Raw genomic sequence first — 18,796 nt, forward strand, 5'->3', positions numbered from 1 at the left:
TCAGAAAACTTACCCTAGATCACAAAGGACTTTTGAACTTTCGTTTTTGTAACCTGGATGTATAAGGAGGAGCAAGAGGCATATACGGTGATTAAAGGTAGTATGCCGAAAGCGCTTAAGTTTCGGTTTAAAGCGCTCTGTGCACAATATGGATTAAAGATGAGTGAAGTCTTGGAAGTATTAATCAGCGAATGGGTAAAGGCTGATGGCCCAACTTCTTCTTTCATGACTAACACCTTAGATGAAGACCGAGACAATATCACGCATATCAAGGCATACATTCCCTCCTCCCTGAAGATACAATTTAAAGTTCTTTGTGCTCAAAGAGAGGTTATGCAACGCTTTATCCTCTACAACCTTATTCGTGAATGGGTAGAAACAACCCATGAAAGAAATTTGCCATGAATCTATTATTCCGTTCAACTAACATCGACAAACCTAACAAAATTAAGGAATTAAGTCTAAAGAGCAGTAATCCCTTTATTCAACTGATATTTAACAGGGACACTATATCTGAGACTCGCAAGCTTCTAGATAGAGCTATAGTATCTGCTGCCAAAGATACATTACCAAACTGCAAGCCACCTGCCTTAACTCCCTCTCATTGGATCTGGCAACTTGCCGCTTCCTACCATTTAACTCACTCTACTGGGCTATTAATGGAAGAAGCAGCTCGGCGCTTTGCTAGATTGGGACGCTGGAGTTTAGGACAGTGGGCAGCAGAAAAAGCTCGTGAAGAACAAGGTCACGATCGCCTCGCCTTGCTTGATATTCAGTCGATGGGATATGATGCGGAAGCTGTAGTAAAAACACTCCTCCCTCCGAGTGCTATGGCTTTGCTGAGTTTCTTCACTCAGAGCGTACAAGCAGCAGATCCAATTAGTTGTGTTGGGTATTGCTATACGATGGAACGTCTAGCAATGAATATCAAAGCAGAGCATATCCAACTGGTGGAAGCGATACTACCACCTAATACCTATGCTACTCGCTGCCTGCGAATGCACAGTTGTTTAGGTAGTGACGTAAAGCATGTGGAGGAGACAGTTCAAATAGTGGCAGCACTAACTTCAGAGGAGCGCACTAACATAACTGTAGCCTGCTATAGAACTGCACTGTTGTACTTCAACTCGCTTAAGGAGAAGTATATATCAGAAGTGGAATTACAGCAGATATTGAATCAGTTCAAGTTAGATGCCTGTAGTAAGAATAATTCTATTCCTGAAAATATTTGCTAGTGCAAATATCGCTGAACAATGATTAATTTGTTGGCGTTGCAGAGAAAGCTGGATGATTTAGCAAATTATAAAATCTCTTTGCCTGCTTCCCCTGTACAAAAACTGCTTGCCAGAATTTATCCACTTGTTGTGGAACGCCAATTTTTTTAACCAATTCTTAATCACATACTTCAAACAACCTGAGGAAAATACAATGAACGTCGCAATCACAAGCATTGGGCAGCAACTTTTCGCCTGGAAATCTTTCGGATACTTCTTGAAGCACAACTTCGAGACTTGGTTTCAAGTTCCGAATGACGACGAAATTGAACTGGAAGACTTTTTGAAAAATCAATTCGGTCAAGGACTATTTTTTAATATTCCTTCCTCTTTCTAAGCTCTCGTGAGGGTTAAGATAAAGCGTATTTTGTCAATCAGTCAAAATACTCTCTAGCCTTTAGTCGGTGAAAATAGCGATCGCTTGGGCGCGGGCATTCCGCGCCATCACTCAATTATTAAAGCAAATAGTATATAAGTTTTTCATCTTATTTAGATGATTATCTAATTTCAGATCGTCACCTAAATAATTACTAGATGTTAACGCACTATTTACAGTTTTTTAACCTCTCTTTATACAACCATAGCTATATTGCGATTGGTAAGTTTTATTGAATATCTGTAACTTTAACAGAGACAATTGTAGTTTGTTTAAACAAATAAATAGTAACAAATGAAGAAGTCTGATTTTCTCAGGGCTATTCTACCTATTGCTGTACCAACAGCAATATCTTTCACTCTGCTTAATTATCTACAAAAGCCACTAACAGCCCAACCCTCAAGCGTTCATCTAAGAATGGGCAATCCTAGTAATGCTGGCAGTAGTTACAGTAATCTTTTGTTGAGCAAATCTCAATACGCAGTTTCTTACAATTGCTATAGAGGGACACCAAATTGGGTAAGTTGGCAGCTAAACACATCATGGCTAGGAAGCGCACCTCGCCAAGATGATTTTCGTGCAGATACTACATTACCTTCAAGCTGCTACCGAGTCACTTCTTCCGATTACACTGGTAGCGGTTTTGACAGGGGACACATGACTGCTTCAGCAGATAGGACAAATACAATTACCGATAACTCTGCTACTTTTTTAATGACGAATATAATTCCTCAGTCACCTGATAATAATCAGGGGCCTTGGGCTGCACTAGAAAACTATTCTAGAGACTTAGTAAACCAGGGGAAAGAACTCTATATTATTTCAGGCTCCTATGGCACTGGTGGAACTGGGTCGAATGGAACAAAAAATACAATTGCTAATGGTAACGTTACAGTTCCGACTAGAACATGGAAGGTTATTGTAGTATTAAATTCATTAAATTCTGATGCTACCAGCGTCACTAATAACACAAGAGTAATTGCAGTGAATATGCCTAATTCACAGGGAATTAGAAATAATAATTGGACAAACTACAGAGTTAGTGTTGATTCCATTGAAACAAACACTGGTTACAATTTACTCTCTAATGTTTCTTCGTCTGTTCAAAGTGTAATTGAGTCTAGAGTTGACAATTTGTAAGGATACTTACTTCACTTACAACTTAAAGCCTGTCTGTAAATTATAGATAGGCTGATGTTTGATTCCTTAAGTTTCTACAACTTTTGTCGAAATTCCGCCTAAATCTTTATCTGAAGTTTTACCAACAATATAGACATCAATACTTATCGTACCTATGCGATAAACCTTGATATTAGTGAGGCGATCTCTTAATTTTTGGACAAGTGATTTAAACTTTTGCACATTTTGTCGTTGTATTTCATCGTGCCATTCTTTTTCTTGGGCACAGTTCCGAAAAAAATAATCTAGTTCTACTTCTTCAACTGATGTTTCTTGAGGATGTCCTGTTAACTGGAGAAGTTTTTGATTTGTCAAAGGTTCTTGCGCTTGATTAGACCACAAAAAAGCTTCAAAAGGATACTCTGATTCACTTATCATTAACAAACCATCGAAGGCTTGTTTAAGTTTTTCCGTAATGTCGTTAGTCATAAAGATATAAAATCACTCAAATACTACTGTTCTATTACCATATACTAATACACGATTTTGTAAATGCGATCGCACCGCTCTTGCTAATACAATTCTCTCCAAATCTTTGCCTTTTCTCACCAAATCATCAACTTCATCACGATGGCTAACTCGCACTACATCTTGTTCAATAATTGGGCCTGCATCTAAATCAGCCGTGGCGTAATGAGCAGTTGCACCAATAATTTTCACACCACGTTCAAAAGCTCGGTGATAAGGGTTTGCTCCGATAAAAGCTGGTAAAAACGAATGATGTATATTAATAATTTGTGGAAATTGACTAATAAAATCTGCACTAACAATCTGCATATATTTCGCCAATACAACTAAATCTATTTTGTATTTGCGTAATAATTCTAATTGTTGGGTTTCTTGTTCTGCTTTATTATCTTTATTGATGGGAATGTGCTGGAAGTCGATATTAAATTGCTCTGCAACTACCTTTAAATTAGAATGGTTACTAATAATTAAAGGAATTTCAGCAATAAATTCTTTGGCGCGTTGTCGCCAAATCAAATCAAATAGACAATGGTCTTGGCGACTTACCCAAATGGCAATGCGTGGTACTGTATCAGAAAAACGTAATTCCCACTTAGCACCTAAAGGTTGTGCGATCGCATTAAATGCCGGAGCAATAAATTCTCGCGGTAAATTGAACCCATCTAGCTGCCATTCAATCCGGGTAAGGAATAACCCAGCAGCAAAATCTGTATGCTGATCTGCATGAATAATATTACCACCGTTAGAATAGATGAAATTGGCAAATTTAGCCACCAGTCCTCTTCGATCGGGGCAGGAAATCAGCAATGTTGCTGTCGGATTTGTCATGGTAACTTAGAAAAACTAGTGAGATTTGAAGTAGAGTAGCACAGATGTGCTAACCCATTGTGCGTTACCGAAACATACCACAGAAACCGTAATTGCTTATTTACTATTTGTCGGAGTTGGTAAAGGGGTACTGAGTCCAGGTAGCTTCTGACTATTATCTACAGGTTGTTCCCACTCTGATAGTTCCCGATTTACGGCATTTGCAAAATCTGTAGATACTAACAGCACATTTATATTTCCATCAGGTTTAGCAGCAGGGTCAGCTTGAGCATACAATAAACGACCGTTAAAGTTAGATTTACCCAAACTCAACTGATGGCTTTGTCGATTTTTCAGGGTGATATTAATAGTTGCTTGGGGTGGATCTAAAGCAAATTCTCCAAGCTGTTTTGCTGGAGTTGATAAAGTGCGTAGTTTACCGCCGTAGGCATCGCTATTACCCTTGACCAACAAATCCATTAAATAAGAAACAATAGCATCATTTGCTGGCCCAGATATTGGAGATTTGATTAACCACTTGGGCTTACTAGAAGATTCAGGGTTACGTTCCAGATTCAGGGTGAGTTTTTTTGTCTTGACTGTCAAAGACTGCACATCATCTTCTCCAAAAGAGAAAATTTTCTGCTTTTGCTCCTTGATTTCTTCTTGTACAGTTGCACGTCGAATTTCATGGAAGTAAACAAAACCACCTAAACCTAGCGCTAGCAGTATCAAAATTAAAGTTGTTCGTGGCAATTTCATTTTTTAGTCATTTGTCATTTGTCATTTGTCATTCGTCATTTGTCATTGGGCATGGGAGAAACTATTCTTCAGTCTCTACTTGTCACTCCTAACTCCTAACTCTTGTACAGACGCGATTAATCGCGTCTCTACTTCTTACCGTCGTTTCCACCAAATAATAACTGCGATCGCAAATCCAATTAAGGGTAAAACTAACAGAGATGACAATATTAAAAGATTAGCTTGTGTGGTTGTCAGGGTTATCCGCCGATTTTTCGGTTCTTTGGGACGAATGGAAAGGGGTTGCCGATCTTGTTGACTCAGCCAAGTAACTGAGTTGAGGAATACATCTCCATTTAATTGCTGTTGAAACAAACCATCGGTGGCGAAATCGGAATTTCCTAAAACTACTAACCGAGACTCGGTAGCTGTTTGAGATGAGGCAGCAGGGGAAGGAGGGGAAGGAGGGGCAGGGGAGGCAGGGGGAGTAGGGGAAGTAGGGGAGGCAGGGGAGGCAGGGGAGGTAGGGGGAGTGGGGGAAGCCTTGCTTTGAGTGGTTGGTGATGGTAAGGCTTGCGGAGTCTTGGGGGAAGGAGTCGGGCTAGTCTTGTTTTGAGTGGTTGGTGATGGTAGAGGTGAAGGTGTGGGTGAAACTTGGGGAGTGGAAGCAGATTTGGGTGTTTGTTTTCTTGTTAAGGCAACGCCCAAGGTTAAAGGGCCTTTCAGGTCTTTATCTGCATTAAACTCCAATTTTTCGCTTTGGAGGTCGCTTTCTGCCCAACTGCTGGGGTAGGGTTTGGTTCGTAGCAGTGGAGTAGCCTGAACACCAGGCACAGAGCTAATTTCCAGTGGTCGGGCAATCGGATAAAAAGAATTGCCGTTACCGAAATCTTTGGTAATTGGATGTTGTCCATATTCTGTGACTAAGGGCGCAGCAGGGCCAAGTCCCACAACGCTTTCGCCAGAGACATCGACTGCTAAACGATTATCCAGACGAACACCCCACTCTTGTAACAAGCTGTTAAGTTTGGGATCGGTATTAGGATCGATCATCAGCAGTAAATTACCACCGCGATTAAGGTAGTCTTGCAAAGCTTTGACTTCACCCTCAAACAGTCCTCGTTTGGGGCCAGCTACTATTACGACAGCCGCATCTTGAGGAACTTTGGAAGTTTCTCCTAAATTCAGAGGTGATGTTGTGAAATTTTTATCGCCTAATCCCTGAACTGCTTGTGATATTGCATCTTTACCAGGTGAAAGTTGGCGTTCGCCATGACCTTGGAGTAAGTAAACTTTGGCTGTGGTTGAATTTGTTAGTTGTTGCAGGCGACTAGTTAATCTAATTTCTGACAAGCGCTCATTTTCATTTATTGTTTGTACTAATTGCCGTTTATCCCCAGATTCTAAATAAACTTCTCCATAATCTTTGACGCCAAACTTTTCTGCAAGTCCTGGTCTAGCTTGGGGGTCGATATACTCGTATTTAAATTTTGAGCTTTGGCGTTGATAATTTTCTAGTAGTTCTCGGTCTTGGGGATTTTGGTTAATATCAAATACCCATACTTGAACTGGCTGTGGTAAAACCCTTACTAATTCACGTGACTGAGGTGCAAGGGTAAATAATTGAGCCTCTGTTAAGTCTGCCCGTAAGTGATAGCGAGTTCCCAAAAAGTTAATCAATCCCAAAATTGCTAATATTGCCAGAGTTGCCACTAGGGCATTAGTCCCAGCTTGGGTAGAACGACGATTCCACCAGTTACTCTGGTAGCTTTGCCATATTATCCCCAACCCACTGATGACAATTCCTGCAATCAGAAATACTAATGGAATTAATCCCCACTGTTCAGAGATTAACCCAGCTGTTAAGCCGACAGTAATTAGGAATGGGCCTAACCAAAACAGATATTTCCACAGTTTCTTTTTTGCAACTATCTTCATATTATTAGACTGAAGTGAGGAATTAGGAGTTAGGAGTTAGGAGTTAGGAGTTAGGAATTAGGAGTTATTGAGTCTCTGAAACTATTATTCCTTTGTTTCCTTCTCTAGGAGATGCTGCGCAGATACCTCCTTTTCAGTTGGTTTTTTCATTACTTTGCTTAAGTCCTGATGACTTTAACTCCTCACTCCTAACTTTTAACTCATAACTTATATAACTATTGCCTTTGAAAACGCAGTGCATCAATTGATTGAGCTGTAAGAAAGATGCCCAAAAAAATGTAACTGGCAAATAAAATTAAAGCGCTAGTATCAAAAATGCCTTGGATTAATGTGTTGTAATGTTTCAGCAACGATAGATAACCTAAAGCTTCACCTACGGGGCCAGGGACAATTTTGGCGATTAAATCAATCAATAACAATAATAAGATTACTGCAAAGGTAAGAACGGCAGACAAAATTGTGCTGTCTGTTAATGAAGAAATAAACATTCCTACAGATAAAATTGCTGCTGCTAGTAAGATTAATCCAATATGACCCAGTAAGGGAATTGAGGGCGTCATTGGTGGATTTGATCCACTGATGGCGATCGCTTCCAACACTAGCATGGGTGCAACCATTGTGATAAAAAATGTTATCACGCCTAATAATTTACCTACAGCTACCGCCCAATTGGTGATTGGTGAGGTGGCTAAAAGTTCTAAAGTACCGCGCTTCCGTTCTTCGGCATAGAGTCCCATCGAAAGTATGGGCAGAATAAACAACAATAGCCATCCCATACGATCCAAAAATGCCCGAACAAATTCGTAGGGGACATCTATCGGTGGTACTGGTACTCCCAGCTGTTGCCCTTGTGCATCTATTGCCGCAACTCCTACCAATATGCCATCTGGCCCTAGCAAAATCATCACGAAGAATAACCCAGCAATAAACCAAAATATGCCTGCGATCGCATAAGCTAAGGGCGATACAAAATAACTCTGTAACTCTCGGCGATAAATGGCAATAATATTACTCAGCACTATACCCATTTACGCTGCCTCTCCTTCTTTGTCTGCTGCTAAGTCTACCTCAGGATCGAAATTTTTTTCTTCTGTGGTTAGTTGCAAGAATACGTCTTCTAAGGTGGCGTTAACCCGCCGCAGTTCATGTAAACCAAATCCTGCACGCACTAATGTTGTGGCAATATCGCGTCCTGGTTCTTTTCCCGGTTGCGATATCACCCGCAGGTAAGCGCGATTTGACTGGGGTTGATGACCTCCGGCTATAGGAATTGATTCTATTAGGCTCACACCCGCGACTTTTTGCAATACCTGTTTCGCTAGGGCGGCTTCTCCTTCTATTTCCAATTCATAACCAGAACCACCTGTCAACTGAGTCATCAGATTTTCTGGTGTATTAGTTGCCACCACCTTACCGCGATTGATGATGGCGACGCGGCTACAAGTCATACTCACTTCTGGCAGAATGTGCGTGGAAAGAATAATTGTGTGAGTACCAGCGAGGCTTTTAATTAAATTCCGCACCTCAATTATTTGCCGGGGATCGAGTCCGACGGTGGGTTCATCCAAAATGATCGCTGGGGGATCGTGGACGATCGCTTGAGCAATTCCGACACGTTGGCGGTATCCTTTGGAGAGTTTGCGAATAATCGTTCGCCTCTTATCTTCTAAGTTGCAGCGTTCGATGGCGGCTGTCACCTTGTTGGGGCGATCGCCTGCTGAAACTCCCTTAATTCGGGCGACAAAATGCAAAAATCCCTCCACCGTCATGTCTGGATATAACGGCGGTGTTTCGGGTAAATAACCAATGCGTTGGCGCACAGCCAAGGAATTTTCATGGACATCATAACCAGCAATCCGGGCATTTCCATTGGTTGCCGGTAAATAACCAGCCAGAATCCGCATGGTTGTGGTTTTTCCAGCGCCATTGGGGCCCAACAGCCCTAAAATTTCCCCAGGCTCGACGCTAAAGGTGACATCAGTAATCGCTGGGGTAGAGCCGTATATTTTACTCAGATGTTCAACTTCAATCATCCGTATAGTGGCGATCGCAAATTATAGAATACCCAATTATCTTAAATCGCAATATTGAGTATGGGGGACTGGCACAAAGATTGGCTGACAATGGGTAAAGTTCCTGAAAAACCTCTTTAGGGACTTCCAAATAAAAAACATCCCAAATTTTCTTGTGGTATGGGTGTCCTCACGTGTCCCATTTTCAGGATGCCATTAGTGTCAAGTTAAGAGACCTCTTGCAAAAATATATTTTTGCACTCTTAGAGGATGTTTGAAAAGTGGTTGGCTGTGATTTTAGGCACTAACCGATCCCCCTTAGCCCCCCTTTTTAAGGCTACGGTGTATACACAAGTCTGAACTGGCTCAAGAATCTGGGTTTTACCCCACCCTAACCACTGCCCGAATTCAATAAACGATCGCCCGAATTCAATAAACGATCGCCCGAATTCAATAAACGACCGCCCGAATTCAATAAACGACTGCCCGAATTCAATAAACGACTGCCCGAATTCAATAAACGACTGGATTTAAGAAGAAATTCGATTTGTGTGTACACGGTAGCCTTTTTAAGGGGGGAACCGGAATCAAAGTCCCCCAATTTATCGGGGGATTTAGGGGGATCTAGAACGTTTTGTTACCGAGAAGAAAACTTTTCAAACATCCTCTTAGGGAAAAGGGACTCATCTTTATTGGGAAAAGATGTTGAGTTTCTTTACCCTTGTCCCCTTCCCCTTTACCCCGACAAATGCCAAGAAGTCTATTTATCCTCTGGTGAATTCGGCAAACGCTCGGCTAATTAAAAAAGCAGTTGGACGATCTAAATAGGTTATCTCACAACTACAGCCAAGATTTTCTGTTTCTCTCTATCTTTAACCAGATATTATTCGATAATTTTTGTTAGAAGTTAGTTAGTATTTGTATTTAGGATTTCAAATTAGCTAAATAGTGTTATTTATCTTGATGCTTCGAGCTAAATTTTCACTCCACATATCAGACAACTAAAACATTGACCTCTGGCAAAAGAGACTTTTAGAACTCTGCAAAAATCTATCTGTAGATAACTTACTAAAAATCAAAAACTAGCTTAGGGTATGTACAGCCTCAGCAATGAGTATTAGTTTTTCTAAAAACTGTTTCATGCCCCATATTCATTATCCTCAGTTACGGCGTTATGTTCTTGTTGTATTAATTGTCGCACTAGCATTAGTGCTAATGTTAATGCTAGATCCTTGGTTAAGCATGAGTAGAACTCCTTTTCTACTATTTTTTAGCGCTGTAATGTTGAGTGCTTGGTATGGTGGTTTGAAGTCAGGGTTGTTAGCAACTTCATTGTCTGCATTACTGAGCAATTATTTCTTTCTCCCTCCAGCTTATGAGCTGAGTTTTGATTTATCTAATTTTGTGCGAATTGGGTTATTTGCATTGCAAGGATTGCTCTTTAGCATTTTATGTGAAGCATTAAAAACTGCTAAAACAAGGGCAGATGAAAATTTCCAAAAGCTGAGAGTTAATGAAGAAAGATTTCGATTAGCCCTAAATAGTTCAGATATCGTGGTCTTTCAGCAAGACCGCGATTTGCGATATCAGTGGATTCATAATCCTCAAAGTCCAGAAACTGCTGAGGAAATGTTAGGTAAGTCTGATGATGAATTATTTACCGCCTCAGTAGCAGCGCAATTGCAGGCAATTAAGCTAAATGTAATAAAAACTGGTGTTGCAACCCGCCAAGAGGTTTATTTGACAATTGGTCAAGAAAATCGTTACTACGATTTACTAGTTGAACCGCTAAGGGATGCAGACAATAACATTTTAGGTATCACCTGTGCAGGTGTGAATATTACTGAGCGCAAGCAGGCAGAATTAGAAAAAGCCAGGTTGCACCAGGAACTTCAACAAGCTATTGGGCAAAAAGATGAATCTCTGGCTTTACTCAATGCTTGGGTTACTACTTCACCAGTGGCACTAGCTTTTCTCGATCCTGAACTGCGCTACATTCATGCGAATGAAGCGCTAGCTGCTATTAACGGTGTACCGCAAACTCAACATATTGGTCGCACCTTTAGGGAAGTACTACCAGAATGGGCAGCGCAAATTGAGCCTATTTTTCAGCAAGTGATGAAAACTAGGCAGCCCTTACTCAACCAAGAAGTAAGCGGTGAAACCTATCCTCCGGGGGTATATCGTTATGGTCTTGTCAGCTATTATCCGGTGTGTTTGCCGGATGGGCAATTATTAGGAGTAGGCATTAGTTCAATTGATATTACTCAACTCAAACAAACTGAACAAGCATTGCAAGAAAGCGAAGCGAAGTTTCGCAGCGTAGTTGAGTCAAACATGATTGGTATTGGCTTCTGGCATAGAGACGGCAGGATTACAGATGCTAACGATGCCTTGCTGAATATGGTGGGTTATACCCGTGAAGAATTACTTTCTGGAAAACTTAACTGGCAAAACTTGACTCCTACAGAATACCTGCCACTCGATAAGCAAGCACTAGCTCAATTTCAAGACAGCCCCTTTTGCACACCATATCAAAAAGAATATATCCGTAAAGACGGCTCACGCTTGCCGATTTTGGCAGGTGGTAGCCATTTTGAAGGGACTGTAGATCGAGGAGCTTTTTTTGTTCTCGATATTACAGAGCGCAAGCAAGCTGAGGAAAGGCTGCGCTATATCGCCCAAATTAGTAGTGTACTCTCTACTTCGTTAGATTATGAACAAACCTTACAACAAATCGCTAAAATCTCAGTTCCTCAGCTAGCTGATTGGTGTAGCGTTGATATTTTAAATGAAGATGGTTCCATTCGCCGCCTACCCATTGCCCATGCAGACCCATCGAAAGCGGAGTTGGCGCGTAAACTTCAGGAGTATGTGACAGATTACAAGAGTGCAAGTGCAATTACTAGAGTACTGCAAACTGGACAAAGTGAATTGATTTCAGAGGTATCTGACTCGCTATTAGTAGCAACTACTCAGAATCAGGAACACTTAGAACTTGTTCGGCAATTGGGGATGAAGTCTGTAATGATTGTGCCGTTAATCGCAAAAGGGCGGATACTCGGCTGTATTACCTTTGTCAACACCCGATCGGATCGTCGCTACGATCGCACTGACCTAACTTTAGCAACAGAGATTACTCATCGTGCTGCCTTAGCAGTGGAAAATGCCCAACTTTATCGAGACATCCACCAAGCTTTAGTTCATTATGCCGAATCTCTATCTCTTCTAGATGCGCTGCTAGAAGCAGCTCCTATTGCTGTATGCTTTTTGGATCGAGAACTGCGATATATCCGCATTAATCAAGTTTTCGCTGACATTAACGGTTTAACTATAGAAGAACATCTAGGATGCAAATTTAGGGAAGTTTTGCCAGCGATGGCGGCTGAGTTAGAGCCACAGTTACAGCGCGTGTTAGATACTGGAGAACCCCTACTGAATATGGAAATCAGTGGTGAGACAAGAGGACAACTAGGACGTTACGGTTACTGGCTCGGCAACTATTACCCAGTTGATAACGCAATGGGTGAAACGGTAGGAATTGGCATTATTTTGGCAGAGGTGACAGCAGCCAAGCAAACAGAAGTTGCTTTGCGAGAAAGCGAAGAAAGGTTTCGGGCAATGTTCAATCAAGCAGCTGTCGGTATTACTCTAGTAGGGTTGGATGGACGATTTCTGCAAGTTAATCCTGCCCTATGCGAAATTACTGGGTATAGCCATGAAGAGTTAATGCAAATGAACTTTCAGGAAATTACCCACCCTGACGACTTAGAAGTTGATTTGGAAAATGCTCGGCGAGTTTTAGCAAAAGAAATTAGTGGATATTCCTTAGAGAAGCGCTACATCCGCAAAGATGGTTCTATCGTTTGGGCAAACTTAACTTCATCAGCAGTTTGGAATGCGAAGGGACAACCAATGTATGCATTAGGAATTATTGAGGATATTAGCCACCGCAAACGAATTGAAGCCACACAAAACTTTTTAGTCGAAGCCAGCACCTTACTAGCTGCCTCATTGGATTATGAAGTAACTTTAGAAAATGTGGCAAATCTAGCAGTTCCAACTTTAGCCGACTTGTGTATTGTAGATGTCTTCCAGGAAGATTGGTCAAGTAAACAAATTGCGATCGCAATTGCCGATTCCACAAAACTAAACATTTTAGACCAAATCCGTCGGCGTTATCGACCCAGAACCAAAGCCAAACAGCTTGTACGGCAGCTACACTTAGGTATATCTGTCTTTTATCCCGAATTATCTGACTCACATCTTCTTGTGATGTCTGAAGACAACGAACATCTGCAATTACTGCAAAGTTTGGGTATTCGTTCTCTAATGGTGATTCCAGTTCGTTCCCGCGGGCAATTATTTGGAGCAATCTCTTTTTTTACCGCCGAGTCAGGTAGATACTACCAACAAACAGACTTGGCTTTAGCAGAAGATATCGCTCGGCGGGCGGCGACAGCCATCGACAACGCCAGACTCTACCAGGAAACTCAACGGTCTGTCAATCGCACCATACTTTTACAAAGAATAACTGCTGCCTTCTCAGAAGCTTTAACTCCCCAACAGGTAGCTGATGTAGTGGTAAACCAAGGCATTGCCGCCTTGAAAGCTACTGGTGGTTCCGTTGTCTTACTTACTGAGGCAAATACTACCCTAAATGTTGTGCAAGCAATTGGCTATCCGCAAACGCTGATAAATACTTTGACAACTTTTCCGATTACAGCACCTAACCAAATAGCAGAAACAGTCAGAACTGGGCAGCCGATTTTTTTAGAAAATTTAGCAGCCATGATTGCTAGATATCCCAACTTAGCAGATGTTGTGACTGTTATGGCGAATAATGCCTGGGCTTCCATTCCCTTGGTGGTAGAAGGTAAAGTAATTGGCGCACTGGGATTAAGCTTTACTACTGGACAAATATTTAATGAAGAAGACCGGGGATTTATGTTGACACTGGGACAACAGTGTGCGCAAGCGATCGCCCGCGCTCAACTTTACGAAGCTGAAAAGACTGCCAGGGCAGAAGCCGAGACAGCCAACCGGATTAAGGATGAATTTCTCGCTGTGCTTTCTCACGAACTCCGAACTCCCTTGAATCCAATTTTAGGGTGGGCAAAGTTACTCAGAACCCGCAAGTTCGACGAAGCTACTAAAATCCGGGCATTGGAAACAATCGAGCGGAATGCCAAGTTACAAACCCAATTGATTGGAGATTTACTTGATGTTTCCCGGATTTTGCAAGGTAAGGTTAGGTTAAATCTCCATGCAGTGGATTTGAAAATAGCGATCGCATCTGCATTAGAAACGGTGCGTTTAGCAGCAGAAGCCAAATCGATTCAAATTCAAATCATCTTAAGTAATGATATCGGCAAAGTTCTCGGCGATGGCGATCGCTTGCAACAAGTGATCTGGAATCTCCTCTCCAATGCCGTTAAATTCACACCTACGAATGGACTTGTAGAAGTGCGTCTAGAGCAAGTTGGTTTAGATGCCCAAATCCAGGTAATTGATACAGGTAAAGGAATTAACCCAGAATTTTTGCCCTACGTCTTTGATTACTTCCGGCAAGCAGATGCTAAGACAACCAGAGTATTTGGCGGATTGGGATTGGGACTGGCAATTGTGCGTCATCTGGTAGAACTTCACGGTGGCACAGTTCAGGCAGAGAGTCCAGGTGAAGGACAAGGAGCTACCTTCACAGTTAAACTACCTTTGCTCAAAAATTCTCAGTTGCGAGTTAGAAGTAGTGAGGCTTCTCAAACAGAACTCAGTACTGACGAGACATTACTGGCTGGAGTACAAATCCTGCTTGTGGACGATCAAGCCGATGTGCGAGAGTTTTTTAGCTTTGTGCTGGAACAATATGGCGCGACAGTAACAGCAGTTGAATCAGCAGATGAAGCGCTGCAAACATTAGTGCAATCAAACCCAGATATCCTCTTAAGCGATATTGGAATGCCCTTCATGGATGGCTATATGTTGCTGGGCGAAGTGAGAAAATTACCACCAGAGCAAGGCGGACAAATTCCGGCGATCGCTTTGACTGCTTATGCAGGAGAAATTAACTACAACCAAGCAATGGCAGCAGGATTTCAAAAACATCTACCTAAACCCGTCGATCCAGCAGATTTAGCCGCAGCGATCGTTAGTCTCATTGGGCGCACTTCACCTTCAGAGTAAATAAACTCTTCAATTTCTCTTCTTTGCTTTAGAAATTAAATATATATTTTTTATTTTTCTTTAGAAATTTGCCATTTGCAAATTGATGTTATAAATTAATGCTCAGGTTTTAATCAGAGATTTATTTACCAATGAAAACCCAACAGTTCAGTTCAACAACCCTAGAAAATAGACCTACCAAGACGAAAAAACAGTCTTTTCTTGGTAAGAGTATTGGTACTCCCAAAGTATCATTTCGTAAATCCTATAAAATAGTCCAACAACATGAGTTACTTAGTGACTGGGAACACGCGAGTTAATTTAGTAACGTACTTACGATCTAAATTCATGTACTACTCTCGGTATCCAGTCAGACATTAAATGATACCAATTTTCTGTGAAGTTGCACTTAATAACGAGGTGATGATATAATCCCATGCACAAATAGAAGCGTAATTTACCGCCGTAGGTCTTACCCTGAGCCTGTCGAAGGGCATCGCTTCTGCTGAGATGGAACCCTTGAACCTGTTTTAACTTCCGTCTTAATTCATCTTTAGGCCCCTCGTTTATTCACCATCAAATTTTCTTAACACCTTGGTATCAAGAAATGGAAAAGTATTTAGTCACCAAAGAAGAGATTGAGTCTTATGAAGGACTAGAAAAAACACATTTTCTCAACTCCAATGCTCGCAGACTAAATAAGTCTTTAGGGGATTTGACAGGTTTAAAAAATATCGGTTTCCACATTATTGAAGTAGAGCCTGGACGTGAATCAACGGAGCTTCATATGCACTATCACGAAGAAGAGTGCGTATACATTCTTGAGGGAGAAGCTGAAGCCACAATTGGAGAAAGTGTTTATCCAGTTAAAGCAGGAGATTTTATTGGATATCGTGCTGGTGGTAAGCCGCACAAGCTGAAAAACACGGGCAATTCTATATTCAAATGCATAGTAGTTGGTCAAAGGCTAGACCATGATATCGGTGATTATCCAAATTTGCAGAAGCGTATATATCGGAGCAAAGGTTTAAAGTGGAATCTGGTCGATATGGAAAATATAGCTGAACCAGTAGCAGGTAAGAAGGTATAACAGGTAGAATGCATTTCCTCATGATTTCTTTGGCTCTATTGCCATGAGCCAACAATCTGAGTATTCTCCTTCATGCAGTTCATGTGTTGGCAATAGCTTTACTTTCACAAAACCACATTTTTCATAACAGCGAATAGCACGATAATTGTCAACGTGCGGATCTATGACAATTTTCTGAGCTTGACACTGTTCAAAAAGATAGTTGATAAATACTGATAGCATTTTTGTACCAATTCCCTTGTTCCAATAGTCGGTTTCGCCGATGAACAAGTCAATCGCATACACACGATCGGTTTGGTCGAGATGATACAATTGTCTATCAGTTTCCGATAAGTCATTAAGTGTACAATACTGCAAATAACCAATGGGAATATTTTGATAGTAGAGGAGGCAAGGAATAACCGCCTCATCTCCCCTAACCATCGGTTTGTACGTTTCTATAATTCTTTCTAAAGGAAAAAAATTATCTCTTCCTTCATAAAATTCTAAAACTTTTGCATTAGTTAACCATTTTGCCATCAACTCATAATCATACATTTCATCTTGCATGAGACGAATAAATATTTCGCCTTTTCTAATCAGCATATCTTGTATATAGGAATCCGCTTTGATTCGGAGAAATTATTTGCGTAGGGAGGGAATAGGGAAGAAGGAATAAATGTGTACTGAGTTTTTTCACGCAATCAAATACGAGTTCTATAGACAGAATATTTTTTATAGCAGCTATTAATATAAGTTGTCAAAAACATCTATATTCTGACATAAGTTTTGAAAAAAAGAGGAATTTTATCTCTGTTTTCTAAGAATAAAATTCCCCTTAAACCCTTATAAGACCCTTGAGATTAGATAGTTATCCACAGGTGAGATTTATTTAGTTCCCACCAGATACAACAGCTTTATTATGTATCGCAGTGTCTTCAGGCTTTCTCTGCCATTTACCATCATTGCCTGGTTCGTATTCATTTTTTACACTATTCCAAGCAATATCACGCGCACCCTCTTCACTCGAACCATTACTTTCAGCAGCATTAAATGCCGCAATAAAAATCTGTTGTGCGTGTTCAGGCAGTTGTCCTTTGATTTCTTCCGTTAATTCATCTATTTTGTTATAAGGCATGAACTTACTCCGAATTATCTCAACTTGAGTCCATGCTAAAGAACAGGTAATCTAATTTCCTCCTTCTCTAAGTAGAGAAGCAAATAATCATACTTTTGGCTGAGTCAAACAATTTTTAAATCAGCGATGCAATAATATTAATACTCATAGCTAAAATGGTGGTATTGAAAAAGAAAGATAATATGCCATGTAACAGAGTCAAGCGTCTCATATCGGGTGATGTTGTCTGCACATCTGAAACTTGACTGGTCATGCCGACTACAAATGAATAATATAAAAATTCCCAGTAGTCTGGATAGTCGTTATGAGGAAAATCTAAACCTCTAGTGATTTCTTTACTATGATTACGATTAATATATTTATAATAACTGTGCGCATATTGCACTGCAAACATCGTATGCACTAATAACCAGGAACCGATAATGGTCATAATTGAAAGTACAACGTGTAGGGTAAGCTGAATTATTGACAATCCTTTTTTATCAAGTAAAAACCCAATAGCTAAAACACTGGCACAAGCCGCAGCGATTACCAGCATAAATATAGCCAAATGTCCTTCATATTCACTCTCAGCATAACGGCGAATTTTTTCTGGGTTAGCCTTAATCATTTTCCACCACGTTATCGCTAAGAAAAAGTCAATACCGGAGTTCCAAGCACAGAGAATGCGAGTAGGTAAGTGTAGAGAATGCGGCAGGATTACTGAAAATAATACAGCGAGTCCGACAGCAATAATTAATCGGGGTCGAGAGTCAAAGTTTTTAAATAAATTAAATTTCACAAATATTGCGATCGCAGAGTTTAACTAATTCGTAATTCATAACTTGTGGTGAAACACTACACCACATTACACAATCGTCATTCCAGATTTTACTAGGGTTTGAATCCACATAAGTAGATGGACAAAAATATTTACAACCATTGCAAACTCAGTGAATCAATCCAATACTCTGCAAATGTTTCACTTGCAATGACATTGTGTAATTAATTTTGTCCAACTACTTCTTTCTCTTCCCAGTCTTTAATCTCCAGCCCTTAGTTCAATTAAAAATTATTGGAACTTGGCTCTAATCGTCTCTATGCGTTTACGATTAACACCCAAATCACTTTGACCTAAACGTGAAGCTGAACGCACATGGATAAGATTTGCAGTCCGGTCTAGATAGAATTCTACATCATCGACAAATCCCAGTAAAGCACTTTTAAATTCTGCATATAAATAATCTTTACTTTCGCTAATGATTTTGGTTCTTGGTAAAGACTCAATAATCTGTTTAAGATTAGTAATCGCTTGTTCTGGAGTAGATGTAAAAGTCAGTGGTGCAATTTGATGAGATGCATCTGTACTCTGACTAGAAACGCAATTGGGGGAATTAGGACAGGGTGTTAATTTACCGTTGCTAATACCTAAATTATTTGGTCGTTTGCCAGTAAAAACCATAATTATGTCTCCGGGTGAGTGAATAAATATACTCTCACACATTTGTTTGAATCACTGTAATATTTTGGCGTAATCGCATCTTCTAGCAAATGACAGATTCACTAAAACATCGGTGATGCGATCGCTCTTTATGATTCAATACGCTTGGGTTAGCGCCAAAAACCCAACATTTTCATAACTTTGTTAGGTTG

General features: G+C 40.6%; 16 protein-coding genes. 6 read left to right on the forward strand and 10 right to left on the reverse strand.

All coding sequences use genetic code 11. The annotated features are described in order from the left end of the window. Positions 1–159: 159 nt before the first annotated feature. The 4 genes from RMX89_RS17485 (at position 160) to RMX89_RS17500 (ending at position 2,790) form a co-directional block, all read left to right on the forward strand. Positions 160–405: a hypothetical protein gene (locus RMX89_RS17485; RefSeq protein WP_322674131.1), complete on the forward strand. Its 246-nt coding sequence runs from the start codon at positions 160–162 to the stop codon at positions 403–405. Beyond that, entirely contained in the window at positions 402–1,235 is an 834-nt protein-coding gene (locus tag RMX89_RS17490) for a hypothetical protein (RefSeq protein WP_322689803.1), read from the forward strand. Before RMX89_RS17485 ends, RMX89_RS17490 begins: the two co-directional genes overlap by 4 nt. Positions 1,236–1,428: 193 nt before the next feature. Beyond that, a complete protein-coding gene (locus tag RMX89_RS17495) occupies positions 1,429–1,611 on the forward strand; it encodes a hypothetical protein (protein WP_322674133.1) in 183 nt (60 codons plus the stop codon). Between the two features lie 333 nt (positions 1,612–1,944). After that, a complete protein-coding gene (locus RMX89_RS17500) occupies positions 1,945–2,790 on the forward strand; it encodes a DNA/RNA non-specific endonuclease (protein ID WP_322689804.1) in 846 nt (281 codons plus the stop codon). 66 nt (positions 2,791–2,856) lie between these two features. Here the strand turns inward: RMX89_RS17500 and RMX89_RS17505 are convergent, their stop codons facing one another. From RMX89_RS17505 to RMX89_RS17530, 6 genes are all read right to left on the reverse strand, one after another. Then, positions 2,857–3,258: a nuclease A inhibitor family protein gene (locus RMX89_RS17505; protein WP_322689805.1), complete on the reverse strand. Its 402-nt coding sequence runs from the start codon at positions 3,256–3,258 to the stop codon at positions 2,857–2,859. A 12-nt stretch (positions 3,259–3,270) separates the two neighbouring features. After that, positions 3,271–4,125, reverse strand: coding sequence for a formyltetrahydrofolate deformylase (purU, locus tag RMX89_RS17510; protein WP_322689806.1), 855 nt, complete (start codon positions 4,123–4,125; stop codon positions 3,271–3,273). 96 nt (positions 4,126–4,221) lie between these two features. After that, positions 4,222–4,866, reverse strand: a complete 645-nt coding sequence (locus tag RMX89_RS17515; protein ID WP_322689807.1) for a DUF4340 domain-containing protein — start codon at positions 4,864–4,866, stop codon at positions 4,222–4,224. 135 nt (positions 4,867–5,001) lie between these two features. Beyond that, positions 5,002–6,783, reverse strand: a complete 1,782-nt coding sequence (locus tag RMX89_RS17520) for a GldG family protein (protein ID WP_322689808.1) — start codon at positions 6,781–6,783, stop codon at positions 5,002–5,004. A gap of 215 nt (positions 6,784–6,998) precedes the next feature. Beyond that, positions 6,999–7,811 carry an ABC transporter permease gene (locus tag RMX89_RS17525; RefSeq protein WP_322682624.1) on the reverse strand — a complete coding sequence of 271 codons (813 nt, stop codon included), beginning with the start codon at positions 7,809–7,811 and terminating at the stop codon, positions 6,999–7,001. Then, a complete protein-coding gene (locus RMX89_RS17530) occupies positions 7,812–8,816 on the reverse strand; it encodes an ABC transporter ATP-binding protein (RefSeq protein WP_322689809.1) in 1,005 nt (334 codons plus the stop codon). A 1,119-nt stretch (positions 8,817–9,935) separates the two neighbouring features. On the opposite strand from RMX89_RS17530, the gene RMX89_RS17535 reads away from it, so the two are divergent. Together RMX89_RS17535 and RMX89_RS17540 are read left to right on the forward strand one after the other, a co-directional pair. Next, positions 9,936–14,978, forward strand: a complete 5,043-nt coding sequence (locus RMX89_RS17535; RefSeq protein ID WP_322689810.1) for a PAS domain S-box protein — start codon at positions 9,936–9,938, stop codon at positions 14,976–14,978. A 586-nt stretch (positions 14,979–15,564) separates the two neighbouring features. Then, positions 15,565–16,047, forward strand: coding sequence for a cupin domain-containing protein (locus RMX89_RS17540; RefSeq protein WP_322689811.1), 483 nt, complete (start codon positions 15,565–15,567; stop codon positions 16,045–16,047). Positions 16,048–16,065: 18 nt separating this feature from the next. Here the strand turns inward: RMX89_RS17540 and RMX89_RS17545 are convergent, their stop codons facing one another. The 4 genes from RMX89_RS17545 to RMX89_RS17560 form a co-directional block, all read right to left on the reverse strand. After that, a complete protein-coding gene (locus tag RMX89_RS17545) occupies positions 16,066–16,632 on the reverse strand; it encodes a GNAT family N-acetyltransferase (RefSeq protein WP_322689812.1) in 567 nt (188 codons plus the stop codon). A 286-nt stretch (positions 16,633–16,918) separates the two neighbouring features. Further along, positions 16,919–17,164, reverse strand: a complete 246-nt coding sequence (locus RMX89_RS17550; RefSeq protein WP_322682619.1) for a ChaB family protein — start codon at positions 17,162–17,164, stop codon at positions 16,919–16,921. Between the two features lie 115 nt (positions 17,165–17,279). Beyond that, a complete protein-coding gene (locus RMX89_RS17555; protein WP_322689813.1) occupies positions 17,280–17,945 on the reverse strand; it encodes a DUF1345 domain-containing protein in 666 nt (221 codons plus the stop codon). Between the two features lie 270 nt (positions 17,946–18,215). After that, complete coding sequence (locus RMX89_RS17560) at positions 18,216–18,605, reverse strand: DUF1499 domain-containing protein (RefSeq protein WP_322689814.1); 390 nt, start codon at positions 18,603–18,605, stop codon at positions 18,216–18,218. Positions 18,606–18,796 lie beyond the last annotated feature (191 nt).

Source organism: Nostoc sp. DedSLP04 (assembly GCF_034530775.1).
Lineage (GTDB): Bacteria > Cyanobacteriota > Cyanobacteriia > Cyanobacteriales > Nostocaceae > Nostoc.

Bases quoted from the DNA above. Each gene is read 5' to 3' on its own strand.
- RMX89_RS17485 (WP_322674131.1), top strand. From the start codon at position 160: ATGAGTGAAGTCTTGGAAGTATTAATCAGCGAATGGGTAAAGGCTGAT.
- RMX89_RS17490 (WP_322689803.1), top strand. From the start codon at position 402: ATGAATCTATTATTCCGTTCAACTAACATCGACAAACCTAACAAAATT.
- RMX89_RS17495 (WP_322674133.1), top strand. From the start codon at position 1,429: ATGAACGTCGCAATCACAAGCATTGGGCAGCAACTTTTCGCCTGGAAA.
- RMX89_RS17500 (WP_322689804.1), top strand. From the start codon at position 1,945: ATGAAGAAGTCTGATTTTCTCAGGGCTATTCTACCTATTGCTGTACCA.
- RMX89_RS17505 (WP_322689805.1), bottom strand. From the start codon at position 3,258: ATGACTAACGACATTACGGAAAAACTTAAACAAGCCTTCGATGGTTTG.
- purU (WP_322689806.1), bottom strand. From the start codon at position 4,125: ATGACAAATCCGACAGCAACATTGCTGATTTCCTGCCCCGATCGAAGA.
- RMX89_RS17515 (WP_322689807.1), bottom strand. From the start codon at position 4,866: ATGAAATTGCCACGAACAACTTTAATTTTGATACTGCTAGCGCTAGGT.
- RMX89_RS17520 (WP_322689808.1), bottom strand. From the start codon at position 6,783: ATGAAGATAGTTGCAAAAAAGAAACTGTGGAAATATCTGTTTTGGTTA.
- RMX89_RS17525 (WP_322682624.1), bottom strand. From the start codon at position 7,811: ATGGGTATAGTGCTGAGTAATATTATTGCCATTTATCGCCGAGAGTTA.
- RMX89_RS17530 (WP_322689809.1), bottom strand. From the start codon at position 8,816: ATGATTGAAGTTGAACATCTGAGTAAAATATACGGCTCTACCCCAGCG.
- RMX89_RS17535 (WP_322689810.1), top strand. From the start codon at position 9,936: ATGCCCCATATTCATTATCCTCAGTTACGGCGTTATGTTCTTGTTGTA.
- RMX89_RS17540 (WP_322689811.1), top strand. From the start codon at position 15,565: ATGGAAAAGTATTTAGTCACCAAAGAAGAGATTGAGTCTTATGAAGGA.
- RMX89_RS17545 (WP_322689812.1), bottom strand. From the start codon at position 16,632: ATGCTGATTAGAAAAGGCGAAATATTTATTCGTCTCATGCAAGATGAA.
- RMX89_RS17550 (WP_322682619.1), bottom strand. From the start codon at position 17,164: ATGCCTTATAACAAAATAGATGAATTAACGGAAGAAATCAAAGGACAA.
- RMX89_RS17560 (WP_322689814.1), bottom strand. From the start codon at position 18,605: ATGGTTTTTACTGGCAAACGACCAAATAATTTAGGTATTAGCAACGGT.